The sequence below is a fragment of the Streptomyces sp. NPDC000878 genome (assembly GCF_053599695.1).
In genome coordinates this window covers 122,470-135,928 of record NZ_JBSFMT010000010.1, presented here as the reverse complement: position 1 = coordinate 135,928, position 13,459 = coordinate 122,470, and the positions used below count along the sequence as shown (strand labels likewise).

General features: G+C 70.8%; 13 protein-coding genes. 12 read left to right on the top strand and 1 reads right to left on the bottom strand.

Going from position 1 to position 13,459, the window contains the following annotated elements; translation table 11 throughout:
- Positions 1 to 38: 38 nt before the first annotated feature.
- Entirely contained in the window at positions 39 to 974 is a 936-nt protein-coding gene (locus tag ACWDR4_RS12425) for a cation diffusion facilitator family transporter (protein WP_450407298.1), read from the bottom strand.
- A 409-nt stretch (positions 975 to 1,383) separates the two neighbouring features.
- Between ACWDR4_RS12425 and ACWDR4_RS12420 the strand changes: the two genes are divergently transcribed.
- The 12 genes from ACWDR4_RS12420 to ACWDR4_RS12365 all read left to right on the top strand — a co-directional run bounded on the left by ACWDR4_RS12420 (position 1,384) and on the right by ACWDR4_RS12365 (position 13,376).
- The gene (locus ACWDR4_RS12420; protein WP_450407295.1) at positions 1,384 to 3,219 is read left to right on the top strand and encodes a DUF5941 domain-containing protein; all 1,836 of its coding nucleotides are present in this window, start codon (positions 1,384 to 1,386) and stop codon (positions 3,217 to 3,219) included.
- Positions 3,216 to 3,968, top strand: coding sequence for a phosphocholine cytidylyltransferase family protein (locus ACWDR4_RS12415; protein ID WP_450407294.1), 753 nt, complete (start codon positions 3,216 to 3,218; stop codon positions 3,966 to 3,968). The genes ACWDR4_RS12420 and ACWDR4_RS12415 overlap by 4 nt, the downstream gene beginning before the upstream one ends.
- A complete protein-coding gene (locus ACWDR4_RS12410; protein ID WP_450407291.1) occupies positions 3,956 to 5,017 on the top strand; it encodes an iron-containing alcohol dehydrogenase family protein in 1,062 nt (353 codons plus the stop codon). The genes ACWDR4_RS12415 and ACWDR4_RS12410 overlap by 13 nt, the downstream gene beginning before the upstream one ends.
- Positions 4,995 to 5,777 carry a CDP-alcohol phosphatidyltransferase family protein gene (locus tag ACWDR4_RS12405; RefSeq protein ID WP_450407290.1) on the top strand — a complete coding sequence of 261 codons (783 nt, stop codon included), beginning with the start codon at positions 4,995 to 4,997 and terminating at the stop codon, positions 5,775 to 5,777. The genes ACWDR4_RS12410 and ACWDR4_RS12405 overlap by 23 nt, the downstream gene beginning before the upstream one ends.
- An 8-nt stretch (positions 5,778 to 5,785) precedes the next feature.
- Positions 5,786 to 6,658 (top strand): glycosyltransferase family 2 protein, encoded by an 873-nt coding sequence (locus ACWDR4_RS12400; protein WP_450407288.1) that lies wholly within the window; start codon positions 5,786 to 5,788, stop codon positions 6,656 to 6,658.
- A 100-nt stretch (positions 6,659 to 6,758) separates the two neighbouring features.
- The gene (locus tag ACWDR4_RS12395; RefSeq protein WP_450407286.1) at positions 6,759 to 7,688 is read left to right on the top strand and encodes an ABC transporter permease; all 930 of its coding nucleotides are present in this window, start codon (positions 6,759 to 6,761) and stop codon (positions 7,686 to 7,688) included.
- Positions 7,681 to 8,460 (top strand): ABC transporter ATP-binding protein, encoded by a 780-nt coding sequence (locus ACWDR4_RS12390; protein WP_450407283.1) that lies wholly within the window; start codon positions 7,681 to 7,683, stop codon positions 8,458 to 8,460. The genes ACWDR4_RS12395 and ACWDR4_RS12390 overlap by 8 nt, the downstream gene beginning before the upstream one ends.
- Positions 8,461 to 8,841: 381 nt before the next feature.
- A complete protein-coding gene (gene hpnC, locus ACWDR4_RS12385; RefSeq protein ID WP_450407282.1) occupies positions 8,842 to 9,744 on the top strand; it encodes a squalene synthase HpnC in 903 nt (300 codons plus the stop codon).
- A complete protein-coding gene (gene hpnD, locus ACWDR4_RS12380; protein ID WP_450407280.1) occupies positions 9,741 to 10,691 on the top strand; it encodes a presqualene diphosphate synthase HpnD in 951 nt (316 codons plus the stop codon). Before hpnC ends, hpnD begins: the two co-directional genes overlap by 4 nt.
- Positions 10,691 to 10,831: a DUF6380 family protein gene (locus tag ACWDR4_RS12375; protein WP_450407278.1), complete on the top strand. Its 141-nt coding sequence runs from the start codon at positions 10,691 to 10,693 to the stop codon at positions 10,829 to 10,831. Before hpnD ends, ACWDR4_RS12375 begins: the two co-directional genes overlap by 1 nt.
- Positions 10,828 to 12,246, top strand: a complete 1,419-nt coding sequence (gene hpnE / locus ACWDR4_RS12370) for a hydroxysqualene dehydroxylase HpnE (protein ID WP_450407276.1) — start codon at positions 10,828 to 10,830, stop codon at positions 12,244 to 12,246. The genes ACWDR4_RS12375 and hpnE overlap by 4 nt, the downstream gene beginning before the upstream one ends.
- Before the next feature lie 62 nt (positions 12,247 to 12,308).
- Positions 12,309 to 13,376 carry a polyprenyl synthetase family protein gene (locus tag ACWDR4_RS12365; RefSeq protein WP_450407273.1) on the top strand — a complete coding sequence of 356 codons (1,068 nt, stop codon included), beginning with the start codon at positions 12,309 to 12,311 and terminating at the stop codon, positions 13,374 to 13,376.
- The last annotated feature ends 83 nt before the right edge of the window (positions 13,377 to 13,459 follow it).

Sequence of the window (13,459 nt, the reverse complement as noted above, 5' to 3'; positions counted from 1 at the left end):
ACGGCTGCGTTCCGTTGGTGACGCGCGCGGAAGCGGTCTCAGTGGCAGATGGACTCGTGCTCCGCGTGCCCGCCCGGCTCCAACTGGAAGGTGCAGTGCTCCACGTCGAAGTGGTCGCCCAGGCAGCCCTGAAGCTCGTGCAGCATCTTCTCGTGCCCGATCCCGCTCAGCACGTCCGAACTGACGACCACGTGCGCCGACAGCACCGGCATCCCGGAGGTGATCGTCCAGGCGTGCAGATCGTGTACGTCCTCCACGCCGGGCAGCGCCAGTATGTGAGCCCGCATCTCCGCCATGTCGACGCCCCGGGGAGCCGCCTCCAGGAGCACGTTCAGGGTCTCGCGGAGCAGTTTGACGGTGCGCGGGACGATCATCAGACCGATGACGACCGAGGCGATGGGGTCGGCCCGCTGCCAGCCCGTGGCCATGATGACCAACGCCGAGATCAGCACCGCGAGCGAGCCCAGCGCGTCCGCCGCGACCTCCAGGAAGGCGCCGCGCACGTTCAGGCTCTCCTTCTGGCCGCGCATCAGCATCGTGAGCGAGATCATGTTCGCGACCAGGCCGATCAGACCGAAGACGACGGTCACGCCGCCCGCGGTCTCGGCGGGCGTGACGAACCGCTGGATCGCCTCGTACAGGACGTATCCGCCGACGCCGAGCAGCAGCAGACAGTTGGCGAGCGCGGCCAGGATCTCGGCGCGGGCGTACCCGAAGGTGCGGTTGCCGCTCGGCGGGCGGTTCGCGAAGTGGATCGCGAGCAGCGCCATGCCGAGGCCCAGCCCGTCCGTCGCCATGTGCGCCGCGTCCGCGATCAGCGCGAGCGAGTCGGCGACGACCCCGCCGATCACCTCGACCACCATGACGGTGAGCGTGATGGCCAGCGCGATACGCAGCCGCCCCTGGTACGCCGCTGCCGCCGTACCCGTGGCCGGTGCGCCGTGCGCGTGTCCGTGATCGTGCCCAGCCCCCATGGAAGCCGCCTCCTGTGTCGTTCCGAACCCTGTCCCGTGATCAGTGAACTACGGGTGGGGGGTATGTGGCAACGCGGCACTGAACACCGTTGTCATGTGCCCTGACCTGCGGAAACGAACCGCAGGTCAGGAGTTCACGGATCACTCCGGTGCGGGTCCGCGACGGCGGCGGGAGCGGTCCCCGGCCCGGGTCACGGTTTGTGCGCGGCGGGCCGGGACACTCATGATGACCGGGCCGAGGCGGTCACCGGTCTGCCACGGATCCGACCGTGAACAGCCGGTGAACACGGTCGCGGCCTCATCCGATAACCTCTGCCGACATGCTGCCCGGCCACCGTGGGTCAGGGTTTCCCCCACCATCATGTAAATGACCGGCGTGCACGCGTCGGTGTCCAGGGAGTGAGTTCGGTTGCCGACCGCCATCCTCACGGGTCAGCCGGTTCCCGGATCGTCGATCGAGGACGATCTGCGGTCCCTCGGCTTCGACGTGCGGAGCGCGACCGACGTCGCCGGCACCGAGACCCTCCTCGCCGAGGCACCCTGCGACGAGCGGGTCGCCATCGTCGACGCCCGCTTCGTAGGCCACCTCCACGCCCTGCGCCTCGGCCTCACCGACCCCCGCTTCCCGCTCGCCGCCGTACCGGGCGCCGTGACGGCACAGCCAGACGCCGGCCGCACGGCCCTGACGCGCGTACTGGCCCGGGAGATCTCCACGGACGCGGACGCCCCCACGGGCCCCGGCAAAGCCGCCTCCGCCGTCGCCGTGGACAGCCTCGCCGACCGCATCGCCCTCGCCCTGGAGGCGGACGGCGCCGACGTCCACCGCCCCGAACTGGGCAGCCTGACCGCCGCCGTCCCCGCCGACCCGCAGGCCCGCAACGAGGCACGGCAGGCCGTCGCCGCCGTCGACGACGAGGCCGTACGCCTGAAGTCGGCCGTGAAGTCCCGGGACGGTTTCTTCACCACGTTCTGCGTCAGCCCGTACTCCCGCTACCTGGCCCGCTGGTGCGCCCGCCGCGGCCTCACCCCGAACCAGGTCACCACCGCCTCGCTGCTCACCGCGCTGATCGCGGCCGGCTGCGCGGCCACCGGCACGCGCGGTGGCTTCGTCGCGGCGGGCGTGCTCCTGCTCCTCTCCTTCGTCCTGGACTGCACGGACGGCCAGCTCGCCCGCTACTCCCTCCAGTACTCGACGCTCGGCGCCTGGCTGGACGCCACCTTCGACCGCGCCAAGGAGTACGCCTACTACGCGGGCCTCGCCCTCGGGGCGGCCCGGGGCGGCGACGACGTATGGGCCCTCGCCCTCGGCGCGATGATCCTCCAGACCTGCCGGCACGTCGTCGACTTCTCCTTCAACGAGGCCAACCACGACGCGACCGCCAACACCAGCCCCACGGCCGCCCTCTCCGACCGCCTCGACAGCGTCGGCTGGACGGTCTGGGTACGGCGGATGATCGTCCTGCCGATCGGCGAGCGCTGGGCCCTGATCGCCGTACTGACGGCCGTGACGACCCCGCGGATCACTTTCACCGTGCTGCTCATCGGCTGCGGCTTCGCGGCGGCGTACACCACGGCGGGGCGCGTCCTGCGCTCACTCACCCGAACGGCGCAGCGCACCGAGCGCGGCGCACAAGCCCTGGCGGACCTGGCGGACAGCGGGCCGCTCGCGGAGTCGGTCGCGCGCATCCCCGGGCGCACAGTGGGCGGTTCGCGCCTCCTCGTCGCGCTGGAAGGCACGGCGGTGCTGATCTTCGCCGTATGGGTGTGTTCCTACGGCAGCCCGATCCCCGTCGCCCTCACCGTGCTGTACGTGCTCAGCGCGGGCGGCGCGGTCGCACTGCCCCTCACGGGCCGCCTCGACTGGCTCGTCCCCCCGCTCTTCCGGGCCGCCGAATACGGCACAGTCCTCCTTCTCGCGGGCAAAGCGGAGGTAAACGGAGCACTTCCCGCAGCTTTCGGCCTCGTGGCCGCCGTCGCCTACCATCACTACGACACGGTGTACCGCATCCGTGGCAACGCCGGAGCGCCCCCGCGCTGGCTGGTACGGGCGAGCGGAGGGCACGAGGGCCGGACGCTGGTGGTCGTCGTACTGGCCGCGCTGCTCAGTGCCTCGCAGTTCGTGGTCGCGCTCACGGTCCTCGCCGTGGCCGTGGCCCTGCTGGTGCTCGCCGAGAGCATCCGCTACTGGGTGGCCGCCCACCAGGGCGGCGCGCCCGCCGTACACGACGAAGGAGAACCCGCATGATCGGCCTCGTGCTGGCGGCCGGCGCCGGACGGCGTCTGCGCCCCTACACCGACAGCCTGCCCAAGGCTCTCGTGCCGGTCGGCCCCGCGGGCGACGAGAACGGCCCCACCGTTCTCGACCTCACCCTCGCCAACTTCGCCGAGATCGGCCTCACCGAGGTCGCGATCATCGTCGGATACCGCAAGGAGACCGTGTACGAGCGGCAGGCGGCCCTGGAGGAGAAGTACGGGCTGAAGCTCACCCTCATCGACAACGACCGCGCCGAGGAGTGGAACAACGCCTACTCCCTGTGGTGCGGCCGGGACGCCCTCGCCGACGGGGTCATCCTCGCCAACGGCGACACCGTGCACCCCGTCTCCGTCGAACGGACCCTGCTCGCCGCGCGCGGTGACGGGAAGCGCATCATCCTGGCCCTCGACACGGTGAAGGATCTCGCCGACGAGGAGATGAAGGTGATCGTGGACCCGGAGAAGGGCGTGCGCAGGATCACCAAGCTGATGGACCCGGCCGAGGCCACCGGCGAGTACATCGGCGTCACCCTCATCGAGGGCGTCGCCGCCACCGAACTGGCCGACGCCCTGAAGACCGTGTGGGAGACCGACCCCCAGCAGTTCTACGAACACGGCTACCAGGAACTGGTCGACCGCGGCTTCAGGATCGACGTGGCGCCCATAGGCGAGGTCCCGTGGGTCGAGATAGACAACCACGACGATCTCGCCCGAGGACGGGAGATCGCGTGCCGGTACTGACGAGGCTGATCCCCTCGCCGGTCGTCGTCGACATCCGCCGGGGGGCCCTGAACCATCTGGCGGACGTGCTGTTCGACCAGCGGATCTCGCACTCCGGGAAGATCGCCGTCGCGATCAGCGCCGGTTCCGGCGCCAGGCTGCGCGAGCGGCTCGCCCCGGCGCTGCCCGGCGCGAGCTGGTACGAGGTCGCCGGCGGCACCATCGACGACGCGGTCAAACTGGGCGATGCCATCAAGTCCGGCCACTACGACGCCGTGGTCGGCCTCGGCGGCGGCCGGATCATCGACTGCGCCAAGTTCGCCGCGGCCCGCGTGGGCCTGCCGCTGGTCGCCGTCGCCACCAACCTCGCGCACGACGGCCTGTGCTCCCCGGTCGCCACCCTCGACAACGACGCGGGGCGCGGCTCGTACGGCGTACCGAACCCGATCGCCGTCGTGATCGACCTCGACGTGATCCGCGAGGCCCCGGCGCGGTTCGTGCGTTCCGGGATCGGCGACGCCATGTCGAACATCTCCGCGGTCGCCGACTGGGAACTGGCGTGCGAGGTCAACGGCGAGAAGATCGACGGGCTCGCCGCCGCGATGGCCCGCCAGGCGGGCGAGGCCGTGCTGCGCCACCCCGGCGGGGTCGGCGACAACGCGTTCCTCCAGGTGCTGGCCGAGGCGCTGGTCCTCACCGGTATCGCCATGTCGGTCTCGGGCGACTCCCGCCCCTCCTCCGGCGCCTGCCACGAGATCAACCACGCCTTCGACCTGCTGTACCCCAGGCGCGCCGCGAGCCACGGCGAACAGTGCGGCCTCGGCGCCGCCTTCGCCATGTACCTGCGGGGCGCGCACGAGGAGTCGGCGTACATGGCCGAGGTGCTGCGCCGACACGGGCTGCCGGTGCTGCCGCAGGAGATCGGCTTCACCACGGACGAGTTCGTACGGGTCGTCGAGTACGCCCCGCAGACCAGACCCGGTCGCTACACGATCCTGGAACACCTCGACCTCACGAACGACCAGATCAAGGACACGTACGCGGACTATGTCAAGGCCATCGGTAGCTGAACTACGCCCTGTCGTCCACCCCGAAGGGGTGAAGGACCGGCGCAGCGGCGAGCACTGGGCGGGACGCCTCTACATGCGCGAGGTGTCCCTGCGGGTCGACCCGTACCTGGTGGACACCAGGATCACGCCCAACCAGCTCACGTACCTGATGGTCGTCGCGGGCGGTCTGGCGGGCGCGGCCCTCCTGGTGCCCGGCCTCACCGGGGCCGTTCTCGGTGCCGTACTGATCCAGCTGTACCTGCTCCTCGACTGCGTCGACGGCGAGATCGCCCGCTGGCGGAACCAGACCTCGATCACCGGCGTGTACCTCGACCGCATCGGCCACTACCTGTCCGAGTCGGCCCTGCTGATCGGCTTCGGGCTGCGCGGCGCCGACCTGTGGGACGGCTCCGGGGCGCCCGAGTGGCTGTGGGCGTTCCTCGGCACCCTGGCCGCCCTCGGCGCGATCCTGATCAAGGCCGAGACCGACCTGGTGGACGTGGCGCGGTCCCGCAGCGGCCTGGAAGCGGCCAAGGAGGAGCTGTCGGTGCCGCGCTCCGAGGGGCTCGCCCTGGCCCGCAAGGCTGCCGCCGCCCTGAAGTTCCACCGGCTGATCGGCGGCGTCGAGGCGAGCCTGTTCATCCTCTTCGTGGCGATCCTCGACGCCTTCGGCGGCGGCCTGTTCTGGACCCGTCTGGGTATCGCCGTACTGGCCGGTATCGCCATCCTCCAGACCGTGCTGCACCTCGTGTCCATCCTCGCCTCCAGCAGGCTGCGGTGAGGAGCGCCATGAGAGTCGGCGCGGTGATCATCACCATGGGCAACCGCCCCGACGAACTGCGCGCCCTCGTCGACTCGATCGCCAAACAGGAGGGCGACCCGGTCGAGATCGTCGTGGTCGGCAACGGCTCGCCCGTCCCCGACCTCCCCGAGGGCGTACGGACCGTCGAACTGCCCGAGAACCTCGGGATCCCCGGCGGACGCAACGTCGGCATCGAGGCGTTCGGCCCGGCCGGCGGCGACGTCGACGTCCTGATGTTCCTGGACGACGACGGCCTCCTCGGCCACCAGGACACCGCCGAGCTGTGCCGCCGGGCCTTCACCGACGACCCGGAACTCGGCATCATCAGCTTCCGCATCGCCGACCCCGACACCGGCCTCACCCAGCGCCGCCATGTGCCCCGCCCGGGCACCACGGACCCGATGCGCAGCTCCCGCGTCACGAGTTTCCTGGGCGGCGCCAACGCCGTCCGTACGAAGGTCTTCGCCGAAGTGGGCATCCTCCCCGAGGAGTTCTTCTACGCCCACGAGGAGACCGACCTGGCCTGGCGGGCCCTCGACGCGGGCTGGATGATCGACTACCGGGCCGACATGCTGCTCTACCACCCCACGACCGCGCCCTCGCGGCACGCGGTCTACCACCGCATGGTCGCCCGCAACCGGGTCTGGCTGGCCCGCCGCAACCTCCCGGCACCCCTCGTTCCCGTGTATCTGGGGGACTGGCTGCTCCTCACACTCCTCCGAAGGCCCTCCCGCCCGGCGCTCAGAGCCTGGTGGGGCGGGTTCAAGGAGGGCCTGACCACCCCGTGCGGACCCCGTCGGCCCATCCGGTGGCGTACGGTGTGGCGGCTGACCCGACTGGGCCGCCCCCCAGTGATCTGACAAGCTCTCCCTGAGAGCCCCACGGGCCGACCGCATTCTGCTCCCCGGCCCGTGCTCTGCCCCGTTCAGCTGCGCATATTGAAGACGAAAGTTTCCATTTGTGAGTGAGACAACGCATGACGGCGGTGTCGCGGTGAGCGACCGACCGTCACCCGACGACGGCCTCTCCGCGGCCGGACTCGCCGCGAAGTACGGGCTCGCCGTGAGCGGCGCCCGTCCCCGACTCGTCGAGTACGTCCGCCAGCTCTGGGGACGGCGTCACTTCATCCTCGCCTTCTCGCAGGCGAAACTGACCGCCCAGTACAGCCAGGCCAAACTCGGCCAGTTGTGGCAGGTGGCCACACCGCTGCTGAACGCGGCCGTGTACTTCTTCATCTTCGGCGTGATCCTCGAAGCCGACCGAGGCATGCCGCGCGAGGTGTACATCCCGTTCCTCGTCACGGGCGTCTTCGTGTTCACCTTCACGCAGAGCTCGGTGATGGCGGGCGTCCGCGCTATCTCCGGCAACCTCGGCCTGGTGCGCGCCCTGCACTTCCCGCGCGCCGCCCTGCCGGTCTCCTTCGCGCTGCAACAGCTCCAGCAGCTGCTCTTCTCGATGATCGTGCTGTTCGTGGTGGCGGTCGGCTTCGGCAGCTACCCCAAGGCGTCCTGGCTGCTGATCATCCCGGCGCTGGTCCTCCAGTTCCTCTTCAACACCGGCCTCGCGCTGATCATGGCCCGGTGGGGCGCGTCCACCCCGGACCTCGCCCAGCTGATGCCGTTCGTGATGCGTACGTGGATGTACGCGTCCGGCGTGATGTTCTCCATCCCGGTCATGCTCGCCGACAAGCCCCAGTGGCTCGCCGACGTCCTGCAGTGGAACCCGGCCGCCATCTACATGGACCTGATGCGCTTCGCGCTCATCGACGGCTACGGCTCGGAGAACCTGCCCCCGCACGTCTGGGCGGTAGCGGGCGGCTGGGCCGCGCTCCTCGCCCTCGGCGGTTTCGTGTACTTCTGGAAGGCGGAGGAGAGGTACGGCCGTGGCTGACCCGATTCCCGGGGGCAAGATCCCCACTGTCATCGCGGACGAACTCCACATCGTCTACCGCGTCAACGGCGCCAAGACCGGCAAGGGCAGCGCCACTTCCGCCCTGAGCCGCATCATCAGGCGCGGCGAGTCACCCGGCGTACGCAAGGTGCACGCCGTACGGGGCGTCTCCTTCACCTCCTACCGAGGTGAGGCCGTCGGCCTGATCGGCTCCAACGGCTCCGGCAAGTCGACCCTGCTGCGAGCCATCGCCGGCCTGCTCCCCGCCGAGAAGGGGCACGTGTACACGGACGGGCAGCCCTCCCTCCTCGGCGTCAACGCCGCCCTGATGAACGACCTCACGGGCGAACGGAACGTCATATTGGGCGGCCTCGCGATGGGTATGTCCCGCGAGGAGATCAGGGAGCGCTACCAGCAGATCGTCGACTTCTCGGGCATCAACGAGAAGGGCGACTTCATCACCCTGCCGATGCGCACCTACTCCTCCGGCATGGCGGCGCGGCTGCGGTTCTCCATCGCCGCCGCAAAGGACCACGACGTACTGATGATCGACGAGGCCCTGGCGACCGGCGACCGGTCCTTCCAGAAGCGCTCCGAGGACCGCATCCGCGAGCTGCGCAAGCACGCCGGCACGGTGTTCCTGGTCAGTCACAACAACAAGTCCATCCGCGACACCTGCGACCGCGTCCTGTGGCTGGAACGCGGCGAACTGCGCATGGACGGGCCGACGGACGAGGTGCTCAAGGAGTACGAGAAGTTCACCGGCAAGTAGCGGACAGTCGCCCGGCGGGTCGCCGGGTGAAATCGGGGCCCCGCCGGAACTGTTCCGGCGGGGCCCCGCGTCTGCAAAGGAAACGTCAACTCCGGCCCGCCCCAGGAATCTTGACGCCAATCGGTTCGTTCTTGTGATGCGCAGGACACCCCGACGGACCACGCCGCGTTGTACAACGTAAGCTGTACCAGTGCTGAATCGCGGCAAGTAGGGCGATACCGCGCGACACCCGGCATCGGACCGCCGCGCGGACGGCTGGGCGGCGTGTCCGAAATAGTGCCCATTGGGTCAGCAGTGTAGAACGGGAGATGTGACGGCGATGGCTACGGAAACTCCCCAGCTCCCCACAGCGTGTGCCGTCCCCGCCCCGGGCAGCGAACGGTGACGGCGACCGGTCCCGCGCGCACCGCCGACCCGGAGCGCGGCACGCTCGACAAGGCCGCGGACGAGAACTTCCCCGTGGCACCGTTCTTCCTGCCCAAGGCCTGGCGCACCGACCTCATGGCCGTCTACGGCTTCGCCCGACTCGTCGACGACATCGGCGACGGCGACCTGGCCCCCGGTGGCGCGGACGCCCGTCTGCTCGGCGTCGCCCCCGAAGCGGCCGACGACCGGCTCGTCCTCCTCGACGCCTTCGAGGCCGACCTGCGCAGGGTCTTCGACGGCACCTCGCGGCATCCCCTGCTGCGCCGGCTCCAGCCGACCGTGCGCCGCCGCTCGCTCACCCCCGAGCCGTTCCTCGGGCTGATCGCCGCCAACCGCCAGGACCAACTGGTCAAGCGGTACGAGACGTACGACGATCTCCTCGCCTACTGCGAGCTGTCCGCGAACCCCGTCGGCCGTCTCGTCCTCGCCGTCACCGGCACCGCGACGCCCGAGCGGATCCGCCGCTCCGACGCCGTGTGCACGGCCCTCCAGATCGTCGAGCACCTCCAGGACGTCGCCGAGGACCTCGGCCGCGACCGGATCTATCTGCCCGCCCAGGACATGAAGCGCTTTCACGTCCAGGAGGCGGATCTCGCCGTCCCCACCGCAGGAGCGTCGGTGCGCGCACTGATCGCATACGAAGCGGAACGCGCCCGTGACCTGCTGAATGAAGGCACCCCCCTCGTGGGTAGCGTCCACGGCAGGCTGAAGCTGCTGCTCGCGGGTTTCGTGGCGGGGGGAAAGGCGGCGATCCAGGCGATCGCCGCCGCCGAATACGACGTACTTCCCGGCCCGCCCAAGCCCGGCAGGATCCAGTTGCTGCGCCAGGTGGGCACAACTCTGCGAGGAGAGGGGTGATCCGGACCGTGGAGTCGGAACCACACGTGTCCGCACCGGTACTCGCCGCCTACAGCTACTGCGAGGCCGTCACCGGGCAGCAGGCCCGCAACTTCGCGTACGGCATCAGACTGCTGCCGACGCCGAAGCGGCGTGCCATGTCCGCCCTGTACGCGTTCTCGCGACGCGTCGACGACATCGGTGACGGCACACTGGCCCCCGAGGTCAAGGCGGCACGGCTGGAGGACACCAGAGCACTGCTCGGCCGGGTGCGCGAGGGCGCGGTCGACGAGGACGACACCGACCCCGTCGCGGTCGCCCTCAGCCACGCGGGGACACACTTCCCGATCCCTCTCGGCGGCCTCGACGAACTCATCGACGGCGTCGTGATGGACGTACGCGGTGAGACGTACGAGACCTGGGACGACCTGAAGGTCTACTGCCGCTGTGTGGCCGGGGCCATCGGGCGGCTGTCCCTGGGCGTGTTCGGCACCGAGAAGGGCGCGCGGGGAGCGGAACGCGCCTCGGAGTACGCCGACACGCTGGGGCTCGCGCTCCAGCTCACCAACATCCTGCGGGACGTCCGCGAGGACGCCGAGGGCGGGCGGACCTATCTGCCCTCCGACGACCTCGCCAAGTTCGGCTGCTCGGCCGGGTTCAACGGGCCGAACCCGCCGGAGGGCTCCGACTTCGCGGGCCTCGTCCACTTCGAAGTGCGGCGTGCCCGCGCCCTGTTCGCCGAGGGCTACGGCCTGCTGCCCATGCTCGACCGGCGCAGCGGCGCCTGTGTCGCCGCCATGGCCGGCATCTACCGACGGCTCCTCGACCGCATCGAGCGCGAGCCGGAGGCCGTGCTGCGCGGCCGGGTCTCGCTGCCCGGACGCGAGAAGGCGTACGTCGCGGTGCGCGGCCTGTCCGGTCTGGACGCCCGGCATGTCTCCCGGCGGACCGTCAGGAGGCGGGCCTGATGGACAATCCGGTCCAAGGTGATGTGACCGAGACGAAACGGTGCGCAACCCTCCGGTCGGGGACGGCGTCCCTGACTTCAACGGCCTGCCGTGCGGCGTTCGTCCGGCACGGTGGGTGCACAGGGGGGAGTGCGCGATGAGCGACGGTTCGCAGCCCGGAGAACGTCCGGGCCACCACGGTGAGAAGAGCGCCGTGGTGGTCGGCGGCGGACTGGCGGGCATCACCGCGGCGCTGTCCCTGGCCGACGCCGGAGTCCGCGTCACACTGCTCGAAGGCCGGCCGCGGCTCGGCGGGCTCGCCTTCTCCTTCCAGCGCGACGGACTCACCGTCGACAACGGCCAGCATGTGTACCTGCGTTGCTGTACCGCCTACCGCTGGTTCCTCGACCGCATCGACGCCGCCGAACTCGCTCCGGTGCAGGCACGTCTCGATGTGCCGGTCGTCGACGTGGCGAAACCCGTCGGGCGGCGCCTGGGCAGACTCCGGCGCGATGCGCTGCCGGTGCCGCTGCATCTCGGGCGCAGCCTGGCCACGTATCCGCACCTCTCGCTCGCGGAGCGCGCCAGAGTAGGGCGTGCCGCACTCGCGCTGAAGGCGCTGGACCTCGCGGACCCGGCGCTGGACGCACAGGACTTCGGCAGCTGGCTGGCCGCGCACGGTCAGTCGCCGCGTGCCGTCGAGGCACTGTGGGACCTGGTGGGGGTCGCCACCCTCAACGCGGTGGCCGGGGACTCGTCCCTCGGGCTCGCCGCGATGGTGTTCAAGACCGGTCTGCTGTCCGACCCGGGCGCGGCCGACATCGGCTGGGCGCGCGTCCCGCTGGGCGAACTGCACGACACTCTGGCCCGCAAGGCGCTCGACTCCGCGGGCGTGCGTACCGAAGTCCGTACACGCGTCACCTCCATCCAACACAACGAGAACGGGCGCTGGAGCGTTCAGGTTCCCGGCGAGACGCTCGACGCGGACGCCGTCGTGCTCGCCGTGGCCCAGCAGGAAGCGCATGATCTTCTGCCCGCGGGTGCGCTCGACGCCCCCGAGCGGCTGCTGGAGATCGGCACCGCGCCCATCCTCAACGTGCATGTGGTGTACGACCGGAAGGTGCTGAGCACGCCGTTCCTCGCGGCGCTCGGCAGCCCGGTGCAGTGGGTGTTCGACCGGACCGAGGCGTCCGGGCTCGGCGGCGACGGCCAGTACCTGGCGCTGTCGCAGTCGGCGGCGCACGACGAGATCGACGAACCCGTGGCGGCGCTGCGCGAGCGGTATCTGCCGGAGCTGGAGCGGCTGTTGCCCCGCGCGCGGGGCGCCGAGGTACGGGACTTCTTCGTCACCCGGGAGCGGACAGCGACGTTCGCCCCCACCCCGGGCGTCGGACGGCTGCGGCCCGGCGCCCGCACCAAGACCCCCGGCCTGTACCTGGCCGGTTCGTGGACCGCCACGGGGTGGCCCGCGACCATGGAGAGTGCGGTCCGCAGCGGCGTCAGTGCGGCCGGCGCCGCACTGGGCGCCCTGGGCCGGCCCCGCCACCACCTCTTCGACGTCGAGGAGGCGGCCTGATGCTCGACCATCAGCACGCGACGGGCCCCCGCACCCCCAGCACCGCACCAAGAGGAGAGACTGTGCCCACTGTGCCCCCGGCCCCGAAGGCTGCCGACGTAGTGGACGTGACCGCGCTCCTGGAGCGCGGCCGGACCCTGGCCACCCCGGTGCTGCGGACGGCCATCGACCGTCTCGCCGCCCCCATGGACACCGTCTCCGCCTACCACTTCGGCTGGATCGACGCCCAGGGCAACCCCGCGGCCGGCGACGGCGGCAAGGCCGTACGCCCCGCGCTCGCCGTGCTGTCCGCCGAGGTCACCGGCGCCGACCCCGAGGTCGGCATCCCCGGCGCGGTCGCCGTCGAGCTGGTGCACAACTTCTCGCTGCTGCACGACGACCTGATGGACGGCGACGAACAGCGCCGCCACCGCGACACGGTCTGGAAGGTGCACGGCCCCGCCCAGGCCATCCTCGTCGGCGACGCCCTGTTCGCCCTCGCCAACGAGATCCTCCTGGAACTCGGCACCGTCGAGGCCGGCCGCGCCACCCGCCGCCTCACCACCGCGACCCGCGCCCTCATCGACGGCCAGGCGCAGGACATCTCCTACGAGCACCGCGACCGCGTCAGCGTCGAGGAGTGCCTGGAGATGGAGGGCAACAAGACCGGCGCCCTGCTCGCCTGCGCCAGCTCCATCGGCGCGGTCCTCGGCGGCGCGGACGACCGCACCGCCGACACCCTGGAGAAGTACGGCTACCACCTCGGCCTGGCCTTCCAGGCCGTCGACGACCTCCTCGGCATCTGGGGCGACCCGGAGGCCACCGGCAAGCAGACCTGGAGCGACCTGCGCCAGCGCAAGAAGTCCCTGCCCGTCGTCGCCGCCCTCGCGGCGAGCGGCCCGGCCGCCGAGCGGCTCGGCGAACTCCTCGCCGCCGACGCGAAGAGCAGTGACTTCGAGAACTTCTCCGAGGAGGAGTTCGCCGTCCGCGCCGCCCTGATCGAACAGGCGGGCGGCCGGGAGTGGACCGCCGAGGAGGCGCGCCGGCAGCACACCATCGCCGTCGACGCGCTGAACGCCATCGACATGCCCGACCGGGTGCGCGCGCAGTTCACGGCGCTCGCCGACTTCGTCGTCGTACGAAAGAGATGATCACTATCGGTCGAATAAGCCTCGCGTAGTCGCCGACCGGCGCCGCGTTCAGCGGCGCACCGGCCGACGGCGGACCCACAGCA

Coding starts and splice junctions, on each gene's coding strand:
- ACWDR4_RS12425 (WP_450407298.1), bottom strand. CDS start 974: ATGGGGGCTGGGCACGATCACGGACACGCGCACGGCGCACCGGCCACG.
- ACWDR4_RS12415 (WP_450407294.1), top strand. CDS start 3,216: ATGATCGGCCTCGTGCTGGCGGCCGGCGCCGGACGGCGTCTGCGCCCC.
- ACWDR4_RS12405 (WP_450407290.1), top strand. CDS start 4,995: ATGTCAAGGCCATCGGTAGCTGAACTACGCCCTGTCGTCCACCCCGAA.
- ACWDR4_RS12400 (WP_450407288.1), top strand. CDS start 5,786: ATGAGAGTCGGCGCGGTGATCATCACCATGGGCAACCGCCCCGACGAA.
- ACWDR4_RS12375 (WP_450407278.1), top strand. CDS start 10,691: ATGGACAATCCGGTCCAAGGTGATGTGACCGAGACGAAACGGTGCGCA.
- hpnE (WP_450407276.1), top strand. CDS start 10,828: ATGAGCGACGGTTCGCAGCCCGGAGAACGTCCGGGCCACCACGGTGAG.